The organism is Marinobacter sp. M5B, assembly GCF_042604615.1.
GTDB lineage: Bacteria > Pseudomonadota > Gammaproteobacteria > Pseudomonadales > Oleiphilaceae > Marinobacter > Marinobacter salarius.
In genome coordinates this window covers 1,336,357-1,362,920 of sequence record NZ_CP156894.1, presented here as the reverse complement: position 1 = coordinate 1,362,920, position 26,564 = coordinate 1,336,357, and the positions used below count along the sequence as shown (strand labels likewise).

Annotated in this window: 23 protein-coding genes; 7 read left to right on the top strand and 16 right to left on the bottom strand. The window is 57.3% G+C overall.

Annotation, left to right across the window (positions count from 1 at the left end):
* Nucleotides 1–42: 42 nt before the first annotated feature.
* On the top strand, nt 43–876 hold the full coding sequence (locus AAGD24_RS06090; protein WP_036204169.1) for an HDOD domain-containing protein: 834 nt from the start codon (nt 43–45) through the stop codon (nt 874–876).
* A 145-nt stretch (nt 877–1,021) separates the two neighbouring features.
* On the opposite strand, the gene ung is transcribed toward AAGD24_RS06090, so the two are convergent.
* From ung to ffh, 13 genes are all read right to left on the bottom strand, one after another.
* Nucleotides 1,022–1,762 (bottom strand): uracil-DNA glycosylase, encoded by a 741-nt coding sequence (ung, locus tag AAGD24_RS06085; protein ID WP_036204167.1) that lies wholly within the window; start codon nt 1,760–1,762, stop codon nt 1,022–1,024.
* Nucleotides 1,763–1,764: 2 nt separating this feature from the next.
* Complete coding sequence (gene lysS, locus AAGD24_RS06080; protein WP_379866853.1) at nt 1,765–3,297, bottom strand: lysine--tRNA ligase; 1,533 nt, start codon at nt 3,295–3,297, stop codon at nt 1,765–1,767.
* A 51-nt stretch (nt 3,298–3,348) separates the two neighbouring features.
* A protein-coding gene (gene prfB, locus AAGD24_RS06075) for a peptide chain release factor 2 (protein WP_126810486.1) occupies nt 3,349–4,444 on the bottom strand; the annotation gives its coding sequence in 2 pieces (ribosomal slippage) (nt 3,349–4,371 and nt 4,373–4,444; 1,095 coding nt in all).
* 386 nt (nt 4,445–4,830) lie between these two features.
* Entirely contained in the window at nt 4,831–6,564 is a 1,734-nt protein-coding gene (gene recJ / locus AAGD24_RS06070) for a single-stranded-DNA-specific exonuclease RecJ (protein ID WP_228210483.1), read from the bottom strand.
* A 5-nt stretch (nt 6,565–6,569) separates the two neighbouring features.
* A complete protein-coding gene (gene thrC / locus AAGD24_RS06065) occupies nt 6,570–7,973 on the bottom strand; it encodes a threonine synthase (RefSeq protein ID WP_228210482.1) in 1,404 nt (467 codons plus the stop codon).
* 12 nt (nt 7,974–7,985) lie between these two features.
* A complete protein-coding gene (locus tag AAGD24_RS06060) occupies nt 7,986–9,287 on the bottom strand; it encodes a homoserine dehydrogenase (protein WP_036204154.1) in 1,302 nt (433 codons plus the stop codon).
* Nucleotides 9,288–9,399: 112 nt separating this feature from the next.
* On the bottom strand, nt 9,400–10,143 hold the full coding sequence (locus AAGD24_RS06055) for a DsbC family protein (protein WP_228210481.1): 744 nt from the start codon (nt 10,141–10,143) through the stop codon (nt 9,400–9,402).
* 148 nt (nt 10,144–10,291) lie between these two features.
* On the bottom strand, nt 10,292–11,224 hold the full coding sequence (gene xerD, locus AAGD24_RS06050) for a site-specific tyrosine recombinase XerD (RefSeq protein ID WP_085681492.1): 933 nt from the start codon (nt 11,222–11,224) through the stop codon (nt 10,292–10,294).
* A gap of 109 nt (nt 11,225–11,333) precedes the next feature.
* Complete coding sequence (gene rplS / locus AAGD24_RS06045) at nt 11,334–11,690, bottom strand: 50S ribosomal protein L19 (RefSeq protein WP_007154388.1); 357 nt, start codon at nt 11,688–11,690, stop codon at nt 11,334–11,336.
* A gap of 26 nt (nt 11,691–11,716) precedes the next feature.
* Nucleotides 11,717–12,475, bottom strand: a complete 759-nt coding sequence (trmD, locus tag AAGD24_RS06040) for a tRNA (guanosine(37)-N1)-methyltransferase TrmD (RefSeq protein WP_036204148.1) — start codon at nt 12,473–12,475, stop codon at nt 11,717–11,719.
* Between the two features lie 3 nt (nt 12,476–12,478).
* Nucleotides 12,479–13,006 (bottom strand): ribosome maturation factor RimM, encoded by a 528-nt coding sequence (gene rimM, locus AAGD24_RS06035; RefSeq protein WP_036204145.1) that lies wholly within the window; start codon nt 13,004–13,006, stop codon nt 12,479–12,481.
* A gap of 32 nt (nt 13,007–13,038) precedes the next feature.
* Nucleotides 13,039–13,284 carry a 30S ribosomal protein S16 gene (rpsP, locus tag AAGD24_RS06030; RefSeq protein ID WP_007154391.1) on the bottom strand — a complete coding sequence of 82 codons (246 nt, stop codon included), beginning with the start codon at nt 13,282–13,284 and terminating at the stop codon, nt 13,039–13,041.
* Nucleotides 13,285–13,437: 153 nt separating this feature from the next.
* The gene (gene ffh, locus AAGD24_RS06025) at nt 13,438–14,826 is read right to left on the bottom strand and encodes a signal recognition particle protein (protein WP_036204143.1); all 1,389 of its coding nucleotides are present in this window, start codon (nt 14,824–14,826) and stop codon (nt 13,438–13,440) included.
* Between the two features lie 182 nt (nt 14,827–15,008).
* On the opposite strand from ffh, the gene AAGD24_RS06020 reads away from it, so the two are divergent.
* The 4 genes from AAGD24_RS06020 to AAGD24_RS06005 all read left to right on the top strand — a co-directional run bounded on the left by AAGD24_RS06020 (nt 15,009) and on the right by AAGD24_RS06005 (nt 20,533).
* Nucleotides 15,009–15,815, top strand: coding sequence for an inner membrane protein YpjD (locus AAGD24_RS06020; protein ID WP_036204139.1), 807 nt, complete (start codon nt 15,009–15,011; stop codon nt 15,813–15,815).
* 96 nt (nt 15,816–15,911) lie between these two features.
* Nucleotides 15,912–17,189, top strand: a complete 1,278-nt coding sequence (locus tag AAGD24_RS06015) for an HlyC/CorC family transporter (protein WP_041333515.1) — start codon at nt 15,912–15,914, stop codon at nt 17,187–17,189.
* Nucleotides 17,190–17,472: 283 nt separating this feature from the next.
* Entirely contained in the window at nt 17,473–19,713 is a 2,241-nt protein-coding gene (locus AAGD24_RS06010) for a DUF1631 domain-containing protein (protein ID WP_036204133.1), read from the top strand.
* A 25-nt stretch (nt 19,714–19,738) separates the two neighbouring features.
* A complete protein-coding gene (locus AAGD24_RS06005; RefSeq protein WP_041333513.1) occupies nt 19,739–20,533 on the top strand; it encodes an energy transducer TonB in 795 nt (264 codons plus the stop codon).
* 11 nt (nt 20,534–20,544) lie between these two features.
* Here AAGD24_RS06005 and grxD read toward each other — a convergent pair whose 3' ends face one another.
* Nucleotides 20,545–20,871, bottom strand: a complete 327-nt coding sequence (gene grxD, locus AAGD24_RS06000) for a Grx4 family monothiol glutaredoxin (protein ID WP_036204127.1) — start codon at nt 20,869–20,871, stop codon at nt 20,545–20,547.
* Nucleotides 20,872–21,183: 312 nt separating this feature from the next.
* Here grxD and argF point away from each other — a divergent pair, with 312 nt between their 5' ends.
* The gene (argF, locus tag AAGD24_RS05995; RefSeq protein ID WP_228210480.1) at nt 21,184–22,098 is read left to right on the top strand and encodes an ornithine carbamoyltransferase; all 915 of its coding nucleotides are present in this window, start codon (nt 21,184–21,186) and stop codon (nt 22,096–22,098) included.
* Between the two features lie 4 nt (nt 22,099–22,102).
* Nucleotides 22,103–23,173, top strand: coding sequence for an ABC transporter ATP-binding protein (locus AAGD24_RS05990; RefSeq protein ID WP_036204120.1), 1,071 nt, complete (start codon nt 22,103–22,105; stop codon nt 23,171–23,173).
* 11 nt (nt 23,174–23,184) lie between these two features.
* Here the strand turns inward: AAGD24_RS05990 and glpK are convergent, their stop codons facing one another.
* The gene (glpK, locus tag AAGD24_RS05985) at nt 23,185–24,666 is read right to left on the bottom strand and encodes a glycerol kinase GlpK (protein WP_036204117.1); all 1,482 of its coding nucleotides are present in this window, start codon (nt 24,664–24,666) and stop codon (nt 23,185–23,187) included.
* A 276-nt stretch (nt 24,667–24,942) separates the two neighbouring features.
* A complete protein-coding gene (locus tag AAGD24_RS05980; protein ID WP_036204115.1) occupies nt 24,943–26,517 on the bottom strand; it encodes an ATP-binding protein in 1,575 nt (524 codons plus the stop codon).
* Nucleotides 26,518–26,564 lie beyond the last annotated feature (47 nt).

The following is a 26,564-nucleotide window of genomic DNA, read 5'->3' as shown; positions in this document are numbered from 1 at the left end:
CTGCCGGCCAGGTGACACTTAACAGGCGGATTCAAACTGACTATGTCCAACATTGTAGAAACCATAAAAACCGACCTGACCGACGCTATTGAAAACGACAAACTGGTACTTCCGACACTTCCGGAAGTTGCGCTTCAGGTACGCGACATCGCAGAAAACGAGGACTCGGCCATTATTGACCTGGTGAAGGTCATCAGCAACGACACGGCCCTGTCAGCCCGTATTATTCGAGTCTGCAACAGCCCGCTATTTCGCGGCAGCCGGGCGATTGAGAACTTGAATATGGCGGTTGGTCGCCTGGGCATGGCTTATACCAGCAACCTGGCGATGGGCCTTGCCATGGAGCAGATGTTCCAGGCCACTTCGGACATGATCGACAAGCGCCTGCGTGCCACCTGGCAAAAGAGCACTGAGGTGGCCGGGGTGTGCCATGTGCTGGCACAGCATTACACCAATCTCAAGGCAGATCAGGCCACCCTGGCCGGGTTGGTTCACCTCATCGGGGTGTTGCCGATTCTGCGCTATGTGGAAGACCGGGATATTCAGATCAGTAGCATCATGCTGGACAATGTGATTGATGAAATTCATCCGCGTATCGGGGCGACGATTCTGCAGAAATGGGATTTCCCGAAAGAACTTCAGAATGTGCCTCTGGAATACGCGAACCTGCATCGTGAGGTGCCGGCAGCGGATTATGCGGATCTGGTGATGATTGCCAATCTGCAGTTGATTGCCGGGACAGATCATCCCTGGACGGAGGTGGACTGGAAGACGATTTCGGCGTTTGATCGTCTTGGGTTGGATCCTGAGGTGGATATGAGCGAGGAAGAGGACCTGAATGCGCAGATGGAAGCTGCTATGGCGCTTCTTCAGTAGGTTTGGGGGCTGGCCGAAGGTGGGGGTATTTTTCTTCGGGAAAAGAACTCGCTTCGCTCGGACACCTTTTCCTGTCAGAGAAAATACCCCCACCTCCGGCCGATCAATACAGTTGCGGGCCGCTCTTTCGGGCCGCTTCATTTTTTCAGGATTGGCTCTTACCGTATTGTTCCAGTAGCTGCGATTTGTTTGGCAAAGACCAATCAACGGTCGGCAGGCCCTTCTGCTGTAACCACTCGTTGGCCCGGGAAAAATGCTTGCAGCCGAAGAAGCCGCGGTAGGCGCTTAACGGCGATGGATGTGGCCCGTCCAGTACCAGATGCTTGCTTCGGTCGATGTGCTGGCCTTTTTTCTTGGCGTAGCTTCCCCAGAGTAGAAACACCACCCCTTCACGCTCGCGGTTAATGGTTTCGATGACGCGGTCGGTGAAGGTTTCCCAGCCTTTGCCCTGGTGGGCGCCAGCCTGGCTTTGGACGACGGTGAGGACGCTGTTGAGAAGGAGCACGCCCTGCTCCGCCCAGGGTTGCAGACAGCCGTGGTCTGGGGGCTGAATGCCGAGGTCGGCGTGGATTTCTTTGAAGATGTTGACCAACGACGGCGGCGTGGCCACGTGCGGGCGCACGGAGAAGCACAGGCCGTGGGCCTGGCCGGGACCGTGGTAGGGGTCCTGGCCGAGAATAACCACGCGCACCTTATCCAGCGGTGTGCTGTTCAGGGCGTTGAAGCAATGCTGGCTGGCGGGGAACAAGGTCTTTCCCGCCTGCTCTTCCGCCGCGAGGAATTCAGCCAGCTGCTGCATGTAGGGCTGACGGAATTCGTCACCAAGGTGCTCCGTCCAACCTCGCCCTGATTTTAGCTGGCTTGCCAGTATCTCCACCGGCTGCATGTTCAGCCCTCGTCTTTCTTCGTTTCAGCCTTGTGCTCCGGGCGCATGGCGGGGAACAGGATGACGTCGCGAATCGAGGCGGAATCCGTCAGAAGCATGGCCAGACGGTCGATGCCAATGCCTTCACCTGCGGTCGGTGGCAGGCCATATTCCAGCGCCATGACGTAGTCTTCGTCGTAGAACATGGCTTCGTCGTCGCCGGCGTCTTTCTCGGCCACCTGATCCTGGAAGCGCTCAGCCTGGTCTTCCGCGTCGTTCAGCTCGGAGAATCCGTTGGCGATCTCGCGGCCGCCCACGAAGAATTCGAAACGCTCAGTGACGAACGTATCGTTGTCCTTGCAGCGGGCCAGCGGTGACACTTCTTTCGGGTAATCGGTAATGAATGTGGGCTGCATCAGGCGATGCTCAGCAGTCGCTTCAAAGATTTCGATCTGCACCTTGCCCAGTCCCCAGCCTTCTTTAAGGTGAATGCCCAGATCCTTCGCTACCTGTCGAGCACTGGTTTCATCGGCCAGTTGTTCGGCTTTGATATCGGGTTTGTATCGCAGGATGGCGTCCACCACGGTCAGGCGCTCGAAAGGCTTGCCGAAGTCGTACTCAATGGTTTCTTCTTCGCCATCGGACAGGGTACGGGTGTTCACCACCGTGGTGGTACCGAGTACTTTCTGGGCAATGGTGCGCAGCATGTCTTCGGTAAGGTCCATCAGGTCGTTGTAATCGGCATAGGCCTGATAGAACTCCACCATGGTGAATTCCGGGTTATGACGGGTGGAAAGCCCTTCATTACGGAAGTTGCGGTTGATTTCGAATACCCGCTCGAAACCACCGACCACCAGGCGCTTGAGGAACAGCTCCGGAGCAATACGCAGGTACATGTCGATACCCAGGGCGTTGTGGTGAGTCACGAACGGACGCGCCGTGGCACCACCAGGAATCACCTGCAACATCGGGGTTTCGACTTCCATGAAGTCTCGGTCGGTGAAGTACTGACGCATGACGCTGATAATCTTCGAACGTGCATAGAACACGCGGCGACTGTCTTCGTTCACCATCAGGTCAACGTAGCGGTGACGATACCGGGCTTCCGTGTCGGTCAGCCCCTTGTGTTTCTCCGGCAATGGACGCAGCGACTTGGTCAACAGCGTGTACTCGTCCATGCTTACATAGAGGTCACCCTTGCCTGACTTACACAGAATACCCCGCACCCCCACGATATCGCCCAGATCCCAGTGCTTGGTGTCTTTCTGGACATCTTTTGAGGCGTAGATCTGAATGCGGCCCGTCATATCCTGAACCACTTTGAATGCTTTACGATCAAGCATCATGCGGCCGGCAACAGCCACCTGAATGCCCATCTCAGCCAGCTCTTCCTTGCTCTTGTCGCCATATTTGGCCAAAAGCTCGGCCGCGGTGGCGTCGCGACGGAAGTTGTTGGGAAAGGCATTGCCCTGATCACGCATCTCCGCCAACTTGGCGCGACGCTCGGCAATCAGCTTGTTGTCCTCTGGCTGTGCATTCGGGGTGTGTTCAGTCATGTTGGCTCGCAAAATCGGGAATTGTCCGGGTTAGCATGGCAAAGGCGCTGTTTACAGCGCCATCTTCAGGCTGGCTTCGATGAACTTGTCGATGTCACCGTCCAGCACCGACTGGGTATTGCTGGTTTCCACCTTGGTGCGTAAGTCCTTGATACGGCTGTCGTCCAGCACGTAGGAGCGGATCTGGCTGCCCCAGCCGATATCCGCCTTGGCATCCTCAGCCTTCTGTTTCTCGGCGTTACGCTCCTGCATCTCACGCTCAAACAGCTTCGCTTTCAGCTGTTTCATGGCCTGGTCTTTGTTCTGATGCTGGCTTCGGCCAGCCTGACAGGCCACGACAATACCAGTGGGATTGTGAGTCAGACGCACAGCAGATTCGGTCCGGTTTACGTGCTGACCACCCGCACCCGAGGCGCGATAGACGTCGACACGAAGGTCTGCCGGATTGATTTCAATCTCGAAGCTGTCGTCCACTTCCGGTGAGACAAAGACGGATGAGAACGACGTGTGACGGCGGTTGCCGGAATCAAACGGCGACTTTCGCACCAGACGATGCACACCGGTTTCCGTGCGCAACCAACCAAACGCATAGTCGCCCTGGATGTGGATGGTCGCACTCTTGATGCCAGCCACATCGCCTTCCTGCAATTCGACGATCTCGGCCTTGAAGCCACGGCGCTCAGCCCAACGCAGGTACATGCGCAACAGCATATTGCCCCAGTCCTGGGCCTCAGTACCGCCGGAGCCGGCCTGAATGTCCAGATAGGCGTTGTTGGCATCCATCTCGCCGGAGAACATGCGGCGGAATTCGAGCTTCTCGAGCTCTTTATCAAGCCCGGCCAGATCGGCTTCGATCTCCGCGGCCGTGCCCTCGTCCTCTTCCTCGTCCGCAATTTCGAGCAGACCTTCGGCGTCTTCGAGGCCGGAGGTGAGGTTGTCGATGGTACGAACAATCAATTCAAGATCGGAGCGTTCCTTGCCCAGCGCCTGTGCTCGTTCGGGGTCTTCCCATACGGAAGGCACTTCCAGCTCACGCTCAACTTCGGTCAGTCTTTCACTACGCTGATCGTAGTCAAAGATACCCCCTGAGCGCTTCAGTGCGCTCACGAAGGTCTTTTATCTTCGTAACAATGGGATTGATTTCCATGAAATCCTTACTCTCGCTCGGAAAATGAATGCGATCAAAATCAGACGCGAGATTCTACCGGAAATCTGTTTTTAAATCAGCCGGTGGTAACCGCTACTTCGGTGAAAGCGTCAGGCAGGGCCGTTGTTCCGGGAGACGCTGTGAATACGTCCATGTACGCTTGACGAAAACATCCATGTTTTCGACACTCCCGGAACAACGGCCCTGCCTGGCGCCCAAAGCTGGGTGTGGCATTCATACAAGGTGTGATCGGGCTCGGGGTGGGGGTATCTTTTCTGCCAGAAAAAGGTGTCTGAGCGAAGCGAGTTCTTTTTCCAAAGAAAAGATACCCCCACCCCGGGCCCAGCCCGCCAAGGCCAAGTCCCCAAATGCCAGACTCCCAACCTTCAGGCCAGAGGCTCCAGATAATCCACCAAAAGCTGCAGGTTAGTACGCCCACGAAAGGTATTTGCATCAGGTTTGTAAACCACCCGCGCACCAGTCCTGGTGTAGTCGGGCACTTCCGGCCCGGTGTTGAAGGCGATGCCATCGATGATGGCGCCGCCCTCTTCCGGCTGGAGCACCAGCTTCAGGTGGTTCTCGCCAACGATGCGCTGGCTGACCACACGAAAGTTGCCGTCAAACAGGGGCTCCGGGAAATGCTGCCCCCAGGGACCGGCACGCTTTAACAGGGTGGCGGTTTCCAGGTGAAGCTCGTCCGGGCTCAGAGGGCCATCGGTGGTGATGGCCGCCTCAAGGTCTTCCGCCCGCAAGGTATCGCGGACCGCCCGGTCGAACGCATCACTGAACGCATCCAGATCACCGCGGGACAGGGTCATGCCTGCCGCCATGGCATGGCCGCCGAATTTTTTCATCATCCCCGGGTGCCTGGCATCAACCACGGCGAGCACGTCGCGGATATGCAGGCCCGGGATGGAACGGGCCGAACCCTTGATGTCCTCGCCGTTGTCGTCCGGCGCAAACGCAATCGTCGGGCGGTGAGTCTGCTCGCGGATACGGGCCGCCAGTATGCCGATCACACCCTGGTGCCAGTCGGTGTCAAACAGGGCCAGGCCCCATGGCAGGCCCTCGATGTCCAGCGACATGGACGCCAGCAGGTCCTGAGCCTGGGTTTTCATATCTTTTTCGATGGTGCGACGTTCACGATTGAAGGTATCCAGTTCTCGAGCCAGGCGCTGGGCTTCGTCACGGCTGTCCGCCAGCAGGCAGGCAATGCCCACGCTCATATCGTCCAGGCGACCGGCAGCATTCAGCCTTGGGCCAACCACAAACCCGAGATCCGTGGAGCTGATTTCGCTGTGATCGCGGCCTGCCACTTCCAGCAGCGCCAGAATACCGGGGCGGGCCTCCCCCTGGCGGATGCGGCGCAGGCCCTGTTCCACAAAGATGCGGTTGTTATGGTCCAGGGGAACAACGTCCGCTACAGTGCCAAGCGCCACAAGATCCAACAGATTGCCGAGATTAGGTTGCGCCTCTGGCAACAGGCCCTGCTCACGCAGATGCTTTCGAAGAGCCGTCAGCACATAGAACATCACACCCACGCCCGCCGCGTTCTTGCTCAAGAAGGGGCAGCCGGGCTGGTTGGGGTTCACGATGGCGTCCGCCTCAGGCAGGGTTTCACCGGCCAGGTGATGATCGGTCACAACCACCCGGATGCCCAGTTCCCGGGCTGCGCGAACACCTTCCACGGCGGAAATACCGTTGTCCACGGTCACCAGCAGGTCCGGCAGCGCACCCTCATCTCTCAACCGGTGGATAATGCCCGGCGTCAATCCATAACCGTCGGAAAACCGGCTGGGCACACGGAAGTCAATATCGTTCAGCCCCAGCATCCCCAATCCCAGCATGGCAACTGCCGTGCTGGTGGCGCCGTCGGCGTCGAAGTCCCCAAGCACCAGCACTCGCTGCTGACTGGTGATGGCGTCCGCCAGGAGCGCAACGGCACGGTCGACACCCCTTAGATCCATGGGCGATGCCAGGTGTTTCAGTGTGTAGGTGAGTTGGTCATCGGAAGTCACGCCACGGGCGGCGTATAGACGGCGAAGCAGTGGGGGCAGATTCTGGCCCCAGTCCGGAGTGGTGTCCGGGCTGGGGCGACGAAGGATTTTTTTGGGCGTCATACCACTCAGGTATTTTTCCAGTGTTTGGCGATAAAGTCCTGCACGGCGGACAGGTCATTATCCAAAACGGTGTATCGCTCCTCCCGTTCGAACAGATCCGACATATGCACCGGCAGGGACGGCTCGGCCTTAACACCCGAGCGCAACACGGCATCCGGGAACTTGGCCGGATGCGCAGTACCCAGGGTAATCATCGGTACCGCCGGGTCGCGACGACAGTTTCGGGCCGCACGCACGCCGATGGCGGTATGGGGGTCGAGCAAGTACTCGTTCTGGTCAAACACCTCACGGATGGTGTCTGTGGTGCCCTCATCACCCACCGCGTCACTGTCAAACAGTTTGCGAGCGTGCTTCCAGCGGTAATCTTCAATGCTGACTGGGCCCTTGGTGGCATTCTCCAACAGGTCCTTTACCGCAGCCCCGTCGCGGCCGTGCAGGTCGAACAACAGGCGCTCGAAATTGCTGGACACCATGATATCCATGCTTGGTGACAAGGTATGCTCAAGCTGGAGCTGCTCGTAGCGATTGCCACTCATAAAGCGATGCAGGATGTCGTTACGGTTGGTGGCGATCACCAACTGGGAGATCGGCAAACCCATTTTCTTAGCCAGATAACCCGCGAAGATATCGCCGAAGTTACCCGTGGGCACCGAGAAAGCCATACTCCGATCCGGACCGCCGAGCGCCAGGGAAGCATGAAAGTAGTAGACGATCTGAGCCATGATACGGGCCCAGTTAATGGAATTCACCGCCGCAAGCTGGGTTTGACCACCGAGGAACGACTGGTCACCAAAGCTCGCCTTCACCATGCGCTGGCAGTCATCAAAGTTGCCGCGCACCGCGATGTTATGGATATTGTCACCCTTCACGGTGGTCATCTGGCGACGCTGCACCTCGGACACCCGTTCATGGGGATGCAGGATGAAAATGTCGACGTGTTCGCACCGGCGGCACCCCTCAATGGCGGCGGAGCCGGTATCACCGGACGTTGCCCCCATGATCACCACGTGCTGCTTGCGTTTCTCCAACACGTAGTCCAACAGGCGCCCCAGCAGTTGCAGGGCAAAATCCTTGAACGCCAGGGTTGAGCCACGGAAAAGCTCCATGACCCACTCATTGGTGTCCAACTGAACCAGCGGGGCCACCGCTTTATGGGCAAATACGTCACCGTAGGTCTCGTCCAGCATCCTGCGGAAATCCTCCGCAGGAATCGCATCGTCGACAAACGGGTGCATTACCTTGAAAGCGAGCTCGCTGTAGGAAAGCCCACGCCAGCTGCGAATTTCTTCCAGGCTGAAATGAGGCAATGATTCCGGGACATACAGGCCACCGTCGGTGGCCAGGCCTGTCAGCAGGACGTCTTCAAAGCCCAGGGCGGGAGCTTCGCCCCGTGTACTGATGTATCTCACCTTGCGTTCCTGTCAGTTAAAGTTTTCGGCGCGGATACGGACGACTTTTTCGTCGATATCGCTCAGGGCTTCCAGCTCTTCAATAGCGCGGTTGATCTGTCGCTCCTGGACCGTGTGGGTCAGGATAATTACCGGGATGCGGCCATCTTTCAGCTCCGATTCCTTCTGCATAATGGATTCGATGTTGATGCCGTGCTCACTGAGAATGGAAGCGACTTTCGCCAGCACGCCGGGACGGTCCAGCGCCTGTATGCGCAGGTAATAGGCGGACTGAACATCCTCCATCGGCAGCACCGGCAGATCTTCCATTGCCGCAGGCTCGAAGCCAAGGTAGGGAACCCGCTGGTTGCTCTTGGCAGCCACGGAACGGGCCGCGTCGATGATATCGGCGATAACCGCTGATGCCGTGGCCTCATCGCCGGCGCCGGGGCCGTAATACATGGTCTGGCCAACGGCATCACCGTCCACCAGAACTGCGTTCAACACACCATCCACCTGTGCAATGAGATGGCTGCGCGGAACCAGCGTGGGATGCACCCGCAACTCGATGCCCTCATCGCGGCGACGTGCGATCCCCAGGTGCTTGATGCGATAACCAAGAATTTCCGCGTGAGCGATGTCGTAAGGGGTGATTTCCGAAATCCCCTCGGTGTAGGCTTTTTCAAATTGCAGCGGCACACCAAAGCCCGCAGAGGCCAGGATCGTCAATTTGTGTGCAGCGTCAATGCCTTCCACATCGAAGGTCGGGTCCGCTTCGGCATACCCCAGGTCCTGGGCTTCTTTCAGCACTTCAGCGAACTCACGACCGGCGCGCATCTCGGTGAGAATATAGTTACCGGTGCCGTTGATGATGCCGGCGATCCAGTCAACGCGATTGGCGGCCATGCCTTCGCGAACAGCCTTGATGACGGGGATACCGCCAGCAACGCCAGCCTCGTAGGAAACGATCACATTCTGCTTCGCCGCTGCCTCGAAAATCTCGTTGCCATGGACCGCAATCAACGCCTTGTTGGCGGTGACTACGTGCTTGCCATTTCGGATGGCAGCCAGCACCAGTTCCCGAGCGGTTTCGTAACCACCAATCAATTCGACCACAACATCCACAGACGGGTCGTTCACCACGTCAAAAATGTCGGTACTGAACGGGATATCCCCCAGATCAATATCATTGCGCGGGGTGCGTGTCGCCACCCGGGCAATACGGAGATTGAAACCTGTCCGGCCTGTGATCAGGCTGGCATTACGGGTCAGTACGTTGAACGTACCACCACCGACTGTTCCCAGTCCGCAGATTCCGACATTGACGTCTTTCAAGCTTTCACCTCTGTTCCCGATGGGTTGCTGTGGGGAGCGATAGTATAACGGTTAACGGGCGCCCGAATAAGCCCCGCCTGATGAACAGGCAAACAAGGCATTCCGTAGCCTATCAGAGCAGCCCCAGGCCTTCAGCCAGTTTTTCAGATGGCACATAACCACGCACCATATTACCGTCTTCCAATACGATCGCCGGGGTACCCGTCACACCGACGCGACTACCCAGCTCGAATTGCTCCCTGACCGGGTTCTCGCAGCTCTGATCATCCACGGATCGACCCTGCTTGGCGGCATTCATGGCAGCCTGCGGATCATCGGAACACCAGACGGAAATATACTTGCGAAAAGAGGGCGTATTGGGGCCGGAACGGGGAAAGCCATAGTAATTGACAGTAATACCCAATTCGTTCAGTCGCGGAACCTCGTCATGCAGCTTGCGGCAGTATGGGCAATCGATATCGGTGAACACAGCAATAGAAGCCTTTTCGGTGCCCTTGGCCGGAAAACTGATCAGCCCCTCATCACCGAACTCGTCCATGGTTTGAGCGCGCTGGGACGCCCTGCCCTGTTCAGAGATATTGGCAATACCGTTCGCGGTCACTTTCAGTAGGTCGCCGGTCAGGAGGTACTGACCATCGGCCGTTGTGAAAATGGTATCGCCGTTATTACTGTACACCTCGTACAAACCCTCAGCCTCCGACTTGCGGACATCGGATATCTTCAGCCCCGGAATCGCTGCGGTGAGTTTGTCGGCAATCGCATCCTCGACCTCGCCCGCATGAGCAGTGTGAGCGCCAGCCGCCAGAGCCGCGAGCACCAGTGGCAGCATGGGTTTAAACAAGTTCTTGATCAGCATATTGGTTTCCAGTTTTCCAGAATCACGAAGGTATATAGCCTGTGAGACGGCGAATTCCGCCGAGTTTGTGCGACACCGCTGCCCGCAAAAAGTTCAGTGTACCAAGCGCCATGCCCGCCGACTAACCCGGGATGTTACGACACTCTAACTAACCGCGCGGATGGTGAGCCTGATGCAGCGATTGTAATCGCTGACGTGCCACATGGGTGTATATCTGGGTTGTCGACAAGTCCGAATGCCCAAGTAACATCTGGACCACCCGTAAGTCGGCACCATGATTCAACAGATGCGTCGCAAAGGCATGGCGAAGGGTATGGGGTGACAAATGCTTGTGAATTCCAGCACGGAGTGCGTAATGTTTGATCCGATGCCAGAAGGTCTGCCGCGTCATCGCAGCGGGACGGTTACCCGGAAACAGTGCGTTGCTGGCCCGCCCCTTGAGAAGCTCACCTCGCCCCTCCCTCATGTAACGTACCAGCCAATCAACTGCCTCTTCACCAAGCGGAACCAGGCGCTCCTTGTTGCCCTTGCCAACAATCCTGATCACCCCCTGGCGCAGGTTCACCTCATCCACCGTTAAAGCCACAAGCTCCGAAACCCGCAAACCGCAGCCGTACAGAATTTCCATCATCGCCTTGTCACGAAGCTCAATAGGCACTTCAGGATCGGGTTCCGACAACAGGCTTTCCACGTCGTCTTCCGACAACGAGTCCGGCAACCGTCGAGGAAGGCGGGGGCTATCTATTCGCAGTGTAGGGTCTTCAGCGATCACGCCTTCTCGCAAAAGGTAGCGGAAAAAACGACGAAGACCGGAGAGACGACGGGCAGCCGTGGAGGTTTTGAAACCATCAGACAACCCACGGGATATCCAGCCCAGCAAGTCGGTCCGGCGCACCTCGGTCAGCAGGGGCGTTCCCGGCTGCTCCTGCAGCCAGGCCGCCAACCGCTCAAGATCACTCCGGTACGCCTGACGGGTTTTTTCCCCCAAGCCATCTTCAAGCCAGATGGCATCGGTGAAGCGCACAATGACCGCTTCATCCTGCGATCTAAGCTCAACTCTGGAGGTGGGTTTCCGGGGCATGGCGGCCTACTCGAAACGAAACGGGAACGAAAAGTTCCGGCAACCGGATACGAAAAAGGCAGCCTTGGGCTGCCTTTTCCTGACGAACTGTACCAGCAACTTCTGCTGATCAGCCCAGCTTTTCCTTGATACGAGCTGCCTTGCCAGACAGGTCGCGCAGGTAGTAAAGCTTAGCCTGGCGAACGTCACCACGACGCTTCACACTGATGCTGTCGATCAGCTTGGAGAAGGTCTGGAAGGTACGCTCAACACCCACACCGTAGGACACTTTCCGTACAGTGAAGGAAGAGTTCATGCCACGGTTGCGCTTGCCGATCACAACGCCTTCGAACGCCTGCAGACGCTCACGGTTGCCCTCGGTAACGCGAACCTGGATCACCACGGTATCACCCGGCGCAAAGGCAGGGATTTCCTTGGTCATCTGCTCTGATTCAATTTGACTGATGATGTTGTTCTTGCCGCTCATCGTATGTGCTCCTGATACCCAATCTTTTAATGCCCTGATGATTCAGAGGCACCCGGTTCGTTCAAAATCTCTTCCAGCAGCTCACGCTCTTCGTCCGTAAACACCCGCTTATCCAGCAGGTCGGGGCGTCGCTCCCGGGTTCGCCTCAACGACTGTTTCAGCCGCCAACGCCGGATCTGATCATGGTGACCGCCTAACAAAACATCCGGCACAGCCTGACCTTCGTAAACCTCCGGCCGGGTGTAGTGCGGACAATCCAGCAAACCGTCAGCAAAGGAATCCTGCTCTGCCGACTGCGCATGACCCAGCGCTCCGGGGATGAGGCGTGTAACCGCATCAATGACAGCCATGGCCGCCAACTCGCCACCGGAAAGCACGAAATCTCCCAGTGACACCTCCCGATCGACTTCCGCCGATATCAGGCGCTCATCAACACCCTCATATCGCCCAGCGACGAGAATAAGACTCTCTTCCGCTGCCAGCGATTCAACCACGCCCTGATTCATCGCCTCCCCCTGGGGAGACAGATAAACCACGCAGGCGCGTCCGGGTGCAGACTCCCTTGCCGCATGGATGGCATCCCGCAGTGGCTGAATTTTCATCAGCATACCGGGGCCTCCACCGTAAGGCCGGTCGTCTACCGTTCGGTGACGATCATGAGTGAATTCCCGAGGATTCCAGGCCGTGAACGTCAACAGACCATCACGAACGGCCCTTCCGGTAATCCCGTAATCCGTCACCGCAGCGTACATCTCCGGGAACAGACTGACTGCGCCAATCCACACCCGTCAGAACTCCGGATCCCAGTCGGCCACCAAACGCGAGCCGGCCAGATCCACACTCCGGACCACTTGGTCCGGAAGATAGGGAATCAGCCGCTCACGCTGGTCAATGGAGGCGTCGGTTGCCCGCACCACCAGGACGTCGTTGGAGCCTGTTTCTATCAGATGATGCACCTTACCCAGGTACTCATCCTCTGTCGTGAAAACGTCAAGGCCTTCCAGTTGATGCCAGTAGTATTCCCCTTCGGGGAGCTGCGGCAATTCCTCGGTAGACACAACAACGTCGGCACCACAGTAACTGCGGGCCACTTCACGATCATCGATACCTTTCAGCCTGACGACGATCCCCTGGCCTTGCCGGCGACCTTCCTCAAGCCTGGCCGGGATACGCTTGCCGTTGTGAACCAAGGTCCAGTCCCGGTAGTTCAGTATTCCGTCCTTGGGGTCAGTATAGGAGTAGACCTTGAGCCACCCCTTAACCCCAAACACCGAGGTAATCTGACCAATCACAGTTTCCTGCGAATGTTGAGCCATACCCTAACCCCGGTGGTGAAACGTTCTTTCAATTACTCTGCAGCAGCGCCTTTCAGCAGCTGTGCAACGCGCTCGCTGGTCTGGGCGCCTTGACCCAGCCAATGATCGATGCGATCACGATCAATACGCAGACGCTCTTCCTGGCCACGGGCAACCGGGTTGAAGAAACCAACACGCTCGATAAAACGACCGTCGCGGGATTTGCGGCTATCTGTCACTGTCAGATGGTAGAACGGGCGCTTCTTGGAGCCGCCACGAGCCAAACGGATTATTACCATTTCGACCAATATCCTGTTCTGTTGTACGAACTTTGTACGATTCACACCCGCCAAGCTTCAGAAATCACTGGCTGGCGCGAAGACCCATACTCGAAAGGGGCGCTATTCTATGCTAAATGAACGCCAAAGAAAACAGGGAAAACATCCCGGTTTCTACATACGCCCACGCGGAGGCATACCACCGCCTGCGCCACCCGGCGGCATCATACCGCCAAGACCGCGCATCATGTTAGCCATTCCGCCCTTCTTGCCGAATTTCTTCATCATTTTCTGCATTTGCTTGTGCTGCTTTAGCAGACGATTCACATCCTGGATTTGCGTACCGGACCCCGTCGCAATGCGGCGCTTGCGAGAGTTATTGATCACATCCGGGTAGCGGCGCTCCTTTGCCGTCATCGAGCAGATAATGGCCTCCATCTGCCCCATGGACTTGTCATTGACCTGTTGCTGGGCCATCTGTGCCATCTGGCCCATACCGGGCAGCTTATCCATCAGACCGCCGATGCCGCCCATGCTTTTCATCTGCTGAAGCTGGTCACGGAAGTCTTCAAGATCAAAGCTCTTACCCTTCTTGATCTTCTTTGTCAGTTTCTGGGCTTTCTTCTGATCAATCTTGCGCTCGGCTTCCTCTATAAGGGAGAGCACATCCCCCATACCCAGAATCCGGGACGCCACCCTGTCAGGGTGGAATGGCTCCAGGGCATCGGACTTCTCGCCCACACCCAGGAACTTGATCGGCTTGCCAGTAATGTGACGCACCGACAGCGCGGCACCGCCACGGGCATCGCCATCGGTCTTGGTCAGGACAACGCCCGTCAGTGGCAGCGCATCATTAAAGGCCTTGGCCGTGTTGGCAGCATCCTGGCCCGTCATGGCGTCGACCACAAACAGGGTTTCAACCGGGTTGACGGCTTTATGAAGACGACCAATCTCGCCCATCATCTGCTCATCGACGTGCAGGCGGCCGGCGGTATCCAGAATCACAACATCAACATGTTTCTTGCGGGCTGCATCCATGGCGCCATTGGCGATATCAACAGGGTCCTGGTCCTCAGAACTGGGAAAGAACTCCACACCCACTTCACCGGCCAGCGTTTCCAACTGACGAATGGCCGCCGGGCGATACACGTCGGCGCTCACCACCAGAACGGACTTTTTCTGCCTTTCCTTAAGGAAGCGGGCAAGCTTGGCCACCGTGGTGGTCTTACCGGCACCCTGCAAGCCGGCCATCATAATCACTGCCGGTGGCTGTACTGCCAGGTTGAGGGATTCGTTGCCATCCCCCATCACGCGCTCCAGCTCCTGCTGGACAACCTTCACGAATACCTGGCCCGGACTCAGGCTACGCTGAACTTCCTGCCCGATTGCCCGCTGACGCACGCCCTCAATGAATGCCTTGACCACAGGCAGGGCAACGTCCGCCTCCAACAGCGCCATGCGCACTTCACGCAGCGTTTCCTTTATATTGTCGTCAGTCAGCCGCGCCTGCCCAGATATCTTGCGCAGACTGCCGGAAAGTCGGTCCTGGAGGTTTTCAAACATGTTGCTCTTCCGTACCCGGATAAATTGGTTGCATGAAACACCGGAACCCGATCAGGTTCCTTGATTCCTGTTGCATAATCGCGACATTATAACCAGACTATCGCCCTGAAACGACCAGCCCGGTCAAATCGGCGTGGAACCCCGCCGATCTCGAGTCAGAAAGTGGTTATAAAAAGGACGTCATGGGAACGTTGATCCTCGCGGTCACTTCGTTATTGCTTTACAGCGTAGGTACCGCCCTGCAGGCTCTCAGCTTCCGGGGACGGGTACACACCAGCATTGCCATCACCACCCTTATCGGCCTGCTGGCCCTGACAGCACATGGACTGTTGATTGCCCAGACCGTTCATCGTGAAGGCGGTTTCGATTTCGGCTTCTTCCAGAGCTCTGTCCTTATTTCCTGGCTGATCGCTTTTTTGCTGCTAGCCCTCAACCTTCGCAAACCGGTACAAAGCCTTTTCCTTGGCGTTTACCCGCTGGCAGCGCTGACCATCATTATGGGTCTGATTACTCACTCCCCTTCCCGATTGGTGCCGGAAGACCACTACGGCATGCTCTCCCATATCGCACTGTCGGTGACAGCCTACAGCCTGTTTACGCTGGCCGCCATACAGGCGGTGCTGCTTTACCTGCAGAATCGCCAGCTCAAACAGAACTATAACAGCGTCCTGATACGCAACCTGCCGCCGCTGCAGACCATGGAGTCATTGCTGTTCGAGCTGGTGTGGGCAGGCGTGGTCATGCTGATTCTGGCCATCGTGACCGGCGCCCTGTTCATTGACGACCTGTTCGCTCAGGATCTGGCCCACAAAACGCTGTTCTCGCTGTTGTCACTCATCGTCTTCATCGCATTGCTAATCGGACGCTACACGAAGGGCTGGCGCGGCATTACCGCCAGCCGCTGGACACTGGCAGGGTGCGCCCTGTTAATGCTCGCCTTCTATGGAAGCAAGTTCGTGCTGGAACTGATCTTTCACCGGGGCGGCTGACGCTACCATGAATTTCCCCGGACAGACACCAACTTGACACCCCGACTTTCAACCACCTATTTTCCCAACTTGTCGGCAACATAAGGACACTCAGTCTTGAACGAAACATCGCTTACTGCGCTGTTCATCATCCTGGCAGGACTCATCCTGCTTTCCGCCTTCTTCTCCAGCTCTGAAACCGGGATGATGTCACTGAACCGGTACCGGCTGAAGCACATGGCCAAGACCGGCCATAGAGGCGCCCGCAGAGCCCAGTCTCTCCTCAATCGCACCGACCAGTTGATCGGCGTCATCCTGATCGGCAACAACTTCGTCAACATCTTTGCCTCAGCCATCGCCACGGTGATCGCCATCCGCATTTGGGGCGACGCCGGGATTGCCATTGCCACCGTTCTGCTGACCATCGTTATCCTGATTTTTGCGGAAGTCACCCCCAAAACCCTTGCTGCACTGTTTCCCGAAAAGATTGCCTTTCCAGCCAGCCACGTACTGGGACCGCTGCTCAAATTACTCTATCCCGTGGTTTGGGCGGTTAATCTGTTTACAGGCGCCATCCTGAAGATCATCGGCGTGTCCGCCGACGATGCCGCCAACGAGCACCTCAGCCGCGAAGAACTGAGAACCCTTGTAAATGAGGCGGGCGCACTGATCCCAGCCAAACACAAGGACATGCTGGTTAGCATCCTCGACCTTGAGAAAGTGACCGTGAACGACATCATGGTGCCACGCAACGAGGTGGTCGGCATCGATCTGGATGATGACCTGGACACCATCCTGCGCCAACTAAGAAGCAGTCAGCACACTCGCTTGCCGGTGTTCAAGGGGGACATCAACAACATTCAGGGCGTGCTTCACCTGCGCAACGCCTCAAAACTCCTGCTTCACGATGAAATCAACAAGGCCATGCTGATGCAGCTGTGCCGTGAGCCCTATTTCATTCCGGAAAGCACACCCCTCAACACCCAACTGATCAACTTTCAGAAGGAGAAACGACGCTTCGGCATCGTTGTTGACGAGTACGGAGAAGTACTCGGCCTGGCGACACTGGAAGACATTCTTGAGGAGATCGTTGGCGAATTCACCACCGATTACGCCGCCACCAGCCCCGACATCATTCCCCAGGACGACGGCACATACATCATCGATGGTACGTCCGCTGTGCGAACCATCAACAAAACCCTTGGCTGGAAGCTACCTATTGATGGCCCCAAAACACTCAACGGCCTCATCACCGAAACCCTGGAAAACATCCCGGACACCAACGTGTGCCTGAAGGTGGGCGGGCACCGCGTTGAGGTGCTCCAAATCAAGGACAATGTGGTCAAGGCTGCGATCGTTCACCCCAAAAAGAAGAAAAAGCGCGCTATGGGCTAGATCATCTGGCTATAACACCTGACTATTTAGAAAGATCAAATTTTAATATTTTTCTTGACCGAAATGCGGTTCCACCCAAGACTGGAGTCACGCAAAAAATAATAACAACATGCCGTAAGGCATATGATCCGCCGTTCCTTAGGGTGCTTTGGAACATTAGTGGGTTTCGTTAGCGTTTGGTCATGTTACCGTGTGTTAAAATGCGGTAGATTTAACGTATAAAGAAAAAATACAGCTGTAAGCTCGGTCATGTATCCGGTTGAGGCGTACACAGGAGTCGGCCATGAATAAGCAGTCCGGCATACATTATCTCCGCGAGCACCGGGAGGCAGGGAGCTCAAATCCCGTACCTGCGCAGGTGGTTCGCATCCGCGACACTGTCGTTGCTGGACTGGGGGATTTGTTGCAGGGTGCATTTGATGCAGTTGATGACTCGCTGTTCGAGCTGGCAAACAACGCCAGAAGCAACAACGAGCAGAACCGCTATTTCGAGGCCATGCGCGAAATCCGTATCAAGCGGAAGGGTGTAGAGCGTCACTTCCAGAATGCGGTAGCACAACTGTTCGCCAATCCGCCTCAAAGCGGCAGCGTGGCAGCCGACGAAAGTCTAGCCAGCCAGACCAGCTCAGACAGCCTGTCGCTGGTAGGCGACGACGACCTGGAAGAACAGGTTGCCCTCAATGCCATGATCACCAAGTCCAAGGTCCACTTTCAGGGTCCCCTGTTACAACTGCAGACACGCTTCAGCGTGGTTTATCCGGGCGCCAGTGACGAAGCGCCGGTTAACCCCATGGCGCCGGAACATCTCTGCAGCGCCTTTGTGGAAGCCATCCAGGCGCTGGAAATCCAGATACGCGAACGCCTGATTCTGCTCAAGCAATTTGATCGTTACGTTGTCTCCAACCTTGGCATGTTGCTGGACGAAGCCAACCGAATCCTCATCCAGGCCGGCGTGATTCCGAATTTCCGCTACCACGGCAAGGCCGGTAAACAGCAGAGCAAGACAGCATCCGGCACTCACGCTGACGAAACAGGTGGGAACGCCAGCGCGATGACGGAACCCGCTGCTGCGGAAAGTCAGCAAGGGCACCATGAAGGCGCCATGTTCGACCAGATCCGGCAGATGCTGGCGCTCCAGCGCGCCAACGCAGGCATTCCGCCGCGGGCATCCGACCCCAATATTCATGTCGTTGGGGGAGCGGAACTGGCAAGTCTGCTCGGCTCACTTCCCCAACACCCCCCTGGCGAACAGATTAGCGGTAACCTGAGTGCCGGCGAGCCGGTGATGGTTGACCTCCATCAGGTTGTCCAACAGTTGCTGGCACAGGCCGGAACGACCAGCGATGGCAAAAAGCCGGCGTTGGCGGAAATGGACGAGGACCTGATCAACCTCGTGTCCATGTTGTTTGAATTCATTCTCGACGATTACAACCTCTCGGCCCCCGTGCAGGTCCTGATCAGCCGATTACAGATCCCCATCCTCAAGGTGGTGATCAAGGACAAGTCATTCTTCAGTAAAGCAACTCACCCAGCCCGCCGCCTGCTGAACTCCCTGGCACGGGCCGGCATTGGCTGGAGCGAGAGTGACGAGAAAACCCGCGACAAGCTGTACGAGCAGATCCACGCCATTGTCGTTCGCATACTGAACGAATTCGATGGTGACGTAACACTCTTTGAAACCCTGGGCGAGGAGTTCGAACAGTTCCTGGCAAGGGAAAACCGCAAGTCCTCCCTGGTGGAGCAGCGCACCCGGGAATCCGAGCGCGGACGTATCAAATCGCAGAAAGCTCAGGAAACCGTCGATCAGTTGCTGCAGAAAAAACTGGCGCGATACAAGCTTCAGGAGCCAGTGCGGAACATCCTGATCAACGGCTGGAGCCGGGTGATGTTCCTGGCTTACCTGAGGGACGACGTGGAACACCGCTGGCTACAGACTGTCCGCGTGGTGGATGACCTCATTTGGTGCCTGCATCCGCATCAGGAAGATGAAGAGCGGGATCAGTGGGTTCGCGTGGTTCCCGGCTTGCTGAAGTCACTCCGGGCCGGGCTTGAAGAGGTTTCCTACAACTCATCCAAGCTGGATGAGATGATGGCGGACCTCAAGCACGAGTTAACGGAAGCTTTCCGAGCCAACGCGCTGGCCGAGGCCATGGAGGACTCTCCCGAGCCGGAGCCCGAAGAAGACATCCCCACGGCTCATCAGACTGCCATCGAGCGCCAACAGGAGCTTGAGGACGCCGCCATCGCCGAATATGTGGCACAGATCGATGCTATTGAAATCGGCAATTGGGTGGAGTTCAACCTGGTCAACGGGGCCAGCTTCCGCTGCAAACTGTCCGCCATCATTGAGGAAGCAGACTGCTTTGTTTTCGTAAATCGCATGGGGCTCAAGGTGATCGAGAAAACCCGCACCGACCTGGCGCATGAGATGCGGCGCGGCCGTCTGACCGTCCTTGAGCAGGGAGCGCTGATTGACCGGGCGCTGGACGCAGTCGTGGGCAGCTTGCGGAGCAAGGCAGGTTAAAAGTACTGGGAGCGTCTGAGCAACAATGCTGGAGTATGGCAGTGTTACCGGCCTCCCGGACAAATACCGGATCACCCTGGCGATATCGGTTGCCTTACTGCTTCATACCCTGATAATGGCCACCCTTCCCTATACGGCTCCAAGCGCGGAAAGCCATCGCCAGACGGTGAAAGTGGAACTGGTCAGTCCTGGCAGTATTCCCTTGCCGGAATCCGCCGCCAGCGCGACATCGCCGACTCGCACGACAGCTCCGGACCGCAACACGATCACAACTGAACCAACGTCCACCAGCGACCAGCGTGACCCCGTTGCTGTGGAATCGCCGCAAGTCGACACCAGTCATCCCCGGCACAAAGAACCAACTGCGCGTTCGGCGCCATCACCACAAACACCCGTGGTGGAGCCCCAATCTCCAGCACGGACAACGCCCTCGCAGGACTCGGCCGCTACTGCCGCAGGCAACCCGGAGCAACCGGTGGAGGACACGCCGGAAAAGGTCACTCAGATAACCTCGTCGCCACGAGATGTGGATCCCTATACGGCAAGCCTGGCCGTACACATTGGTAAGGAACTCGGCAAACGACCGGTTCCTTCCAGCCGCAGTGTCACCGAGCCGGTGAGCAGTCAGCTTGAGCTGAAACTACTCCCAAGCGGAGCACTTACTGGTGCCAAGGTCACCAAATCGACGGGGTTCAACGACATAGACCGAGCGATTTATCAGGCTGCCCTGCTAGCCAGCCCTTATCCAAAACCACCGGAAGAATACTCAGGAAGGAAGCAATTCCGGGTCGAACTCATTTTCGCCCCGGAACGACTTTAAACACGGTTAACTCAGGCTTCTGCCTGTTTCGCAGCGGCTTTGACCTGCTCGGCCAGCTCACCACTTTCCGACATTTCGAGAATAATGTCGCAGCCGCCTACCAGCTCACCATTGATATAGAGCTGCGGGTAGGTGGGCCAGCTTGAATAGACCTTGAGGCCTTCACGCAATTCCTGGTTATCAAGAATATTTACAAAGGCGAACCGCTCGCCGCATGCCATCAGCGCCTGGACGGTCTTCGCTGAGAAACCGCACTGCGGAGCCTGTGGAGTGCCTTTCATATAGAGGATAATGGCGTTTTCCTCAAGCTGGCTCTTGATGGTTTCGTTGATGTCCATGAACTCTCACCTCTCATTGGAAACGGGGTCGCCCGGTTGCGACATGCCTGACACTATTGTACACGTCCCGTGACGCTCACCAAACACCGCCTGACACCTGCATATGCCCTGGCGTTGTCTTCAGCCCCCTGACGGGCTAGACTTGAGCCCCTGCCTTTCAGGCAACCTCCGTTTCCGTATTTCCCGCCAGTGCGGCTCTCACCGCGTGCTGGCGTATTGCCGTTTCAGGACAATGACCACCGCGGGCCGGTTGTAACCACGAATAGATCCGGATTTCTTGGATAGGGTTATCGATTAATTAAGGGCCACTCCATGGCAGCAAGACATTTTCTCACACTCAATGACTTAAGCTCCGACGAGCTTGAAAGTCTGGTCGACCACGGCACTAAACTCCGCAACGATTGGCGCCAGGGCGTCGTGCGCGAAACCCTGAAGAATCGTGTCCTGGCAATGATCTTCGAGAAGTCGTCAACCCGTACGCGGGTATCCTTCGAGGCGGGCATGACCCAGCTCGGTGGCGCTGCTCTGTTCCTCTCTCCCCGTGATACCCAGCTCGGACGAGGAGAACCCATTGAAGACTCCGCCATCGTGATTTCCAGCATGGTGGACGCTGTCATGATCCGGACGTTTTCCCACGATACCGTCGACGCATTCGCGGCGGCCTCCAGAGTGCCCGTCATCAACGCTCTGACAGATGATTTCCATCCTTGCCAGCTGCTGGCCGACATGCAGACGTACCGGGAACATCGCGGCAGCATTCGTGGCGGTACGGTTGCCTGGGTTGGCGATGGCAACAACATGTGCCAGTCCTACATCAATGCAGCAACGCAGTTCGGCTTTAACCTGCGCGTTGCCTGCCCGGAGGGTTACGAACCTGACAGTGAATTGCTGAAAACCCATCAGGATCGGGTGTCTGTGGTTCATGATCCGGCTGAAGCCGCCAGAGATGCCGATCTCCTGGTCACGGATGTCTGGGCCTCCATGGGGCAGGAAGATGAACAGAAAGCCCGTCAGAGAGTCTTCCAGAACTACCAGATCAATCCCTCGCTGATGAAATTGGCGGACAAGGACGCCCTGTTCATGCACTGCCTGCCGGCGCACCGTGGCGAGGAGATATCCGCGGACATGATGGAACACCCGCGTTCGGTGGTCTGGGACGAAGCCGAAAACCGCTTGCACGCCCAGAAAGCGCTGCTGGAATTCCTGATCCTCAATCGACTGGACTGACCGAATGACCGATAGCCTGGCTCAGCCTGCTGACTGGCTGCTGGAAGTAAACAACCTGTCCTGCGGGTATGGCGATGGCTCAGTGGTCAGGAACGTCAACTTTGCCCTCAGTCACGGCGACATCGGCTGCCTGCTGGGCCCCAGCGGTTGCGGAAAAAGCACCATCCTCAGGGCATTGGCAGGATTTCTTCCCATCAATACCGGTGAGATTTGCCTGCAGTCCAGTTCCATCAGCCTGCCCGGTCGCACTCTCGCCCCTGAGAAGCGCCGAATCGGCATGGTGTTTCAGGACTACGCCCTGTTCCCGCACCTGACAATTGCCGAAAACGTCGGCTTCGGCTTGCGCAGAGAGGATCGCGAGGAAAAACATCAGAAAGTCACCGAGTTGCTCAAGGTGGTTCATCTGCAGGATCTTGCCGACAACTACCCCCATGAACTGTCGGGTGGGCAGCAACAAAGGGTGGCGCTTGCCCGTGCCCTGGCACCGGAACCCACGTTGATACTGCTGGACGAGCCGTTCTCTAACCTCGACGCAGATCTGCGCCGCCGACTCAGCCTGGATGTGCGGGAAATCCTCAAGACACTGGGCATCAGTGCCATCCTGGTCACTCACGATCAACAGGAAGCCTTCGCCATGTGTGATCAGGTGGCGGTTCTGAAAGACGGCGGAATACAGCAATGGGACGTGCCCTACAACTTATACCACGAACCCGCCAACCGTTTTGTTGCAGGTTTCGTGGGCCAGGGAGGTTTCGTTCCAGGAAAAGCGTTGGGGCCGGACACGATTGAGTCCGAGCTGGGGGTCATCCGCGGCAACCGCGCATACACCTGGCAACCCGGCACGCTGGTCGACGTGCTGATCCGGCCAGACGACATCGTCTACGATGCCAACTCCGAACTTAAGCCAAAAGTGGTGGAAAAGACCTTTGCCGGGACGTCGACGCTCTATCGCTTTCGCTGCTCGGAAGACACCGAGTTCGAGGCCCTGTTCCGGAGCCATCTGGACTTTCACCTGGGCGAACACGTGCCAGTCCGGGTGGAGGCAGACCATCTGATCGCCTTCGAGAGAACCTGAGAGCCCGAGCCTCAGTTATTACAAACCCGCTCCACGGAATCCAGCCAGCCGGCGTACAGGGTCTCCCGCAGTGCCGGCTTCATAGCCGCCTCGAAGCGATGTTCCCGCTCCCAGAGTTGTGCTATCTCGTCCAGCCCCTGGTATACACCGGTCTGCAGCCCGGCCAGATAGGCCGCCCCCAGAGCCGTGGTCTCTGTCACGCGGGGGCGGTCCACTGGCACGTTGAGGATATCCGCCAGAAATTGCATCACCCAGTCGTTGACCACCATGCCACCATCCACCCGCAGTGCCTGCAGGGACGCACCATCGTTCTGGATGGCGCGGATCAGGTCCTTGGTCTGATAGCAGACGGATTGCAGGCCGGCGGTGACGATCTCGCCGATTCCGGTGTCCCGGGTAAGGCCAAGAATCGCCCCGCGGGCGTGAGGATCCCAATGTGGCGCACCCAGACCGGTAAAGGCCGGAACCAGATAAACAGGGTTTTCCGCCCCCACTTTCGAGGCGTAATCAGAGGATTCGCTGGCGTGACTGATAAGCTTCAACCCGTCCCTGAGCCATTGCATGGCGGCGCCGGCAACAAAGATGCTGCCTTCCATGGCGTAGCACGGTTTGCCATTCAAACGATAAGCCATGGTTGTCAGCAACCGGTTTTCGGAGCGTAGCGCCTTTTCGCCGGTATTCAGCATCAGGAAACAACCGGTGCCATAGGTGCTTTTCGCCATGCCGGGCTCGAAACAGGCCTGCCCAATCAATGCTGCGTGCTGGTCGCCCGCGATACCGGCGACCTGCACCGATGCCCCCAGCCACTGCCTGTCGGTGGTGCCAAAATCCGCGGCAGAATCGAGCACCTCCGGCAACAGCGCCCGGGGAACCCGGAAGAGGGTCAACAACTCGTCGTCCCATTGCTGACTATGAATATTGAACAACGCGGTGCGCGAGGCGTTAGTGGCATCGGTCTTGTGGGAGCGCCCACCAGTCAGATTCCAGAGCAGCCAGCAGTCCACAGTACCGAAGGCAAGCTCGCCAGCTTCCGCCCTCTGACGGGCACCGTCCACATGGTCGAGTATCCAGGCAATCTTGGTGGCGGAGAAATACGGGTCGATCAGGAGCCCGGTGCGTTCCACCACCCTACCTTCATGGCCATCGGACTTGAGTTTGGTGCAAACAGACGCTGTGCGTCGATCCTGCCAGACAATCGCGCGGTGAATTGGCTCTCCGGTTTTCCGATCCCAGATCACCGTGGTTTCCCGCTGATTGGTGATGCCGATACCTGCCAGGGTTGAGGCATCCAGCCCTGACGACTCGAGAACCTCCCTGCACACCGCCAATGTACTTTGCCAGATTTCGCCGGCCTCATGTTCCACCTGGCCATCTTTCGGAAAGTACTGGTGAAATTCCTGTTGCGCCGTGGCGATGGCTTGGCCGGAGGCATTGAAAATGATCGCTCGGGAACTGGTGGTCCCCTGATCGATGGCGAGCAGGTGCTGGGTCATGGGGCGTCCTTTCAGGTGCTTCAGCATTATTCTGGTCAATGCTGCAATCTTCTCAAAGGATTGCTAAGAACGCTACGGTAAAGTCGGGCATAAAAAAAGGGCCGGAAAACCGGCCCTCAAATGACGAATGAAACAAGGAAAGTTCGTAAGAACTACAACCTCAAAAGTCATCCCTTACACATTTAGTATCGGCTCGGATTGCCCAGCCTTCAGTTGAGGTTGTGTTGCGCCTTTGTTACATCAGGTTAGGGGCTGAGAGGCGCATCACAAAACGGCTTAGAGGGTGTGCTCCACCGGCTTCTTGCGAGGCCAGACCAGACTGAAGCGGGCTCCGCCCAACTCGTCGCTGCGACTGACAAACGCCTGCCCGCCATGCCAGTAGAGGATTCTCCTGACAATGGAGAGGCCAAGGCCATAACCGCCCGAGGTTCGGGTACGGCTGTCATCGAGGCGAGCAAATGCAGTAAACACTTTTTCCCAATCCTCTTCGGGAATACCAGGGCCGTCATCCTCCACATCAATGCGGCAATTATCCTCATCAAACTGGCAGTGGACTTTCACGCGGCCGGCCGCGTAGCGTGCAGCGTTTCCTACCAGATTCTGAACCGCCCGGTGCAGATACCGAGGCTCCACATCAGACAGTGACCAACGCTCGGATTCATCGTCAATGTCTGCCTCGATGGTGTGATCCGGGCGGACCATCTGCTGCTCGCTCACCACCTGGCGAACGATATCACTGACCGACCGCTCCTGAAGCGCAAATACGGGACCACCCTGCTCCAACCGGGCGTAGGTCAGGATTTCATCGATCAGCTCATCAAGCTCCTGGATGTCGCCGTCAATGCCATCAAGCTGCTTCTGGAGCGCCTCCGGAGAATTGGCGCTTTCGATCATCTGGACACCGAATCGAATACGGGCAACCGGTGTTCTCAGCTCATGGGAAACCGCGTGGATCATTTCCCGCTGAACCCCTACCAGCCGCTGAATATGCTCCGCCATACCGTTGAAGGCTGCGGCCAACCGGGACACAAGGCGACTGTCGCCTGCATCCACCCGCGCCCCCATCTCGCCGCGGGCTATGCGAATTGCCACCGACTCCACGGCCCGGAGATTGCTGTCTACATCCCTTAACGCCAGATAGAGAGCCAGTGCGAGAACGCTTCCCGCCACTACAAGCAATAGCAGCATTACCGGCCATGCCCAGGGACTGAAGGGCGCAGGCATAGCCATGTCCACGAGAGTGCCATCTTCCAGACGGATCAACACCTGGGCACGATCCCGGGAGGGATGATGGTATAGCGAGATACCCCGCTCGGAGACGCGTTCGAGAACCTCGGAATCCGGGAGTGCGGCCTGATCCCGAACCGCCATCAGCTCTACCCCGAGCGTATCGGATAGCTGCGACATGGCACCTTCCCTTCCATCCGAAGACATGTCATCAAGATGCAGGCGAGCGATGAGAGCGGTTGCCTCGGCAACATCGCTGTAGATATCCCGAAATCGCAGGTCGATGATCCCACCGCTATCGTTCCGGACCATCACCTGCTGGCCGATACTGGTGTCCATCGCCACTACCTGGCCATAGGAAAGGCGCTCCATGATGACATCGGACACCGACAGGTTACCCGGCGGCGTCACCCGGAAATCGTAGAAAGACTTGAGCCAGGGATACTGTTGCTGAGGATGAGGAGTCGCGACAAGCCAACGCAACAGGGGCTCTGAAAAACGCTCCTGCCAGTACTGCTCCCTGACGGAATTCACACCCAGGAACAATGCGGCACAAAACAGGAGAATCAGAAAGGTAAGACCAATCAGCCGGGCGTAAAGCTTGAGAAAAAACTTGAGGGGCATTGCGATAACCCTGGCAATGAACGCCGGCCCCGCCGGGCCAGCGCCAG

Bases quoted from the DNA above. Each gene is read 5' to 3' on its own strand.
- AAGD24_RS06090 (WP_036204169.1), top strand. From the start codon at position 43: ATGTCCAACATTGTAGAAACCATAAAAACCGACCTGACCGACGCTATT.
- ung (WP_036204167.1), bottom strand. From the start codon at position 1,762: ATGCAGCCGGTGGAGATACTGGCAAGCCAGCTAAAATCAGGGCGAGGT.
- lysS (WP_379866853.1), bottom strand. From the start codon at position 3,297: ATGACTGAACACACCCCGAATGCACAGCCAGAGGACAACAAGCTGATT.
- recJ (WP_228210483.1), bottom strand. From the start codon at position 6,564: ATGACGCCCAAAAAAATCCTTCGTCGCCCCAGCCCGGACACCACTCCG.
- AAGD24_RS06055 (WP_228210481.1), bottom strand. From the start codon at position 10,143: ATGCTGATCAAGAACTTGTTTAAACCCATGCTGCCACTGGTGCTCGCG.
- xerD (WP_085681492.1), bottom strand. From the start codon at position 11,224: ATGCCCCGGAAACCCACCTCCAGAGTTGAGCTTAGATCGCAGGATGAA.
- rplS (WP_007154388.1), bottom strand. From the start codon at position 11,690: ATGAGCGGCAAGAACAACATCATCAGTCAAATTGAATCAGAGCAGATG.
- rimM (WP_036204145.1), bottom strand. From the start codon at position 13,006: ATGGCTCAACATTCGCAGGAAACTGTGATTGGTCAGATTACCTCGGTG.
- rpsP (WP_007154391.1), bottom strand. From the start codon at position 13,284: ATGGTAATAATCCGTTTGGCTCGTGGCGGCTCCAAGAAGCGCCCGTTC.
- ffh (WP_036204143.1), bottom strand. From the start codon at position 14,826: ATGTTTGAAAACCTCCAGGACCGACTTTCCGGCAGTCTGCGCAAGATA.
- AAGD24_RS06020 (WP_036204139.1), top strand. From the start codon at position 15,009: ATGGGAACGTTGATCCTCGCGGTCACTTCGTTATTGCTTTACAGCGTA.
- AAGD24_RS06010 (WP_036204133.1), top strand. From the start codon at position 17,473: ATGAATAAGCAGTCCGGCATACATTATCTCCGCGAGCACCGGGAGGCA.
- AAGD24_RS06005 (WP_041333513.1), top strand. From the start codon at position 19,739: ATGCTGGAGTATGGCAGTGTTACCGGCCTCCCGGACAAATACCGGATC.
- grxD (WP_036204127.1), bottom strand. From the start codon at position 20,871: ATGGACATCAACGAAACCATCAAGAGCCAGCTTGAGGAAAACGCCATT.
- argF (WP_228210480.1), top strand. From the start codon at position 21,184: ATGGCAGCAAGACATTTTCTCACACTCAATGACTTAAGCTCCGACGAG.
- AAGD24_RS05990 (WP_036204120.1), top strand. From the start codon at position 22,103: ATGACCGATAGCCTGGCTCAGCCTGCTGACTGGCTGCTGGAAGTAAAC.
- glpK (WP_036204117.1), bottom strand. From the start codon at position 24,666: ATGACCCAGCACCTGCTCGCCATCGATCAGGGGACCACCAGTTCCCGA.
- AAGD24_RS05980 (WP_036204115.1), bottom strand. From the start codon at position 26,517: ATGCCCCTCAAGTTTTTTCTCAAGCTTTACGCCCGGCTGATTGGTCTT.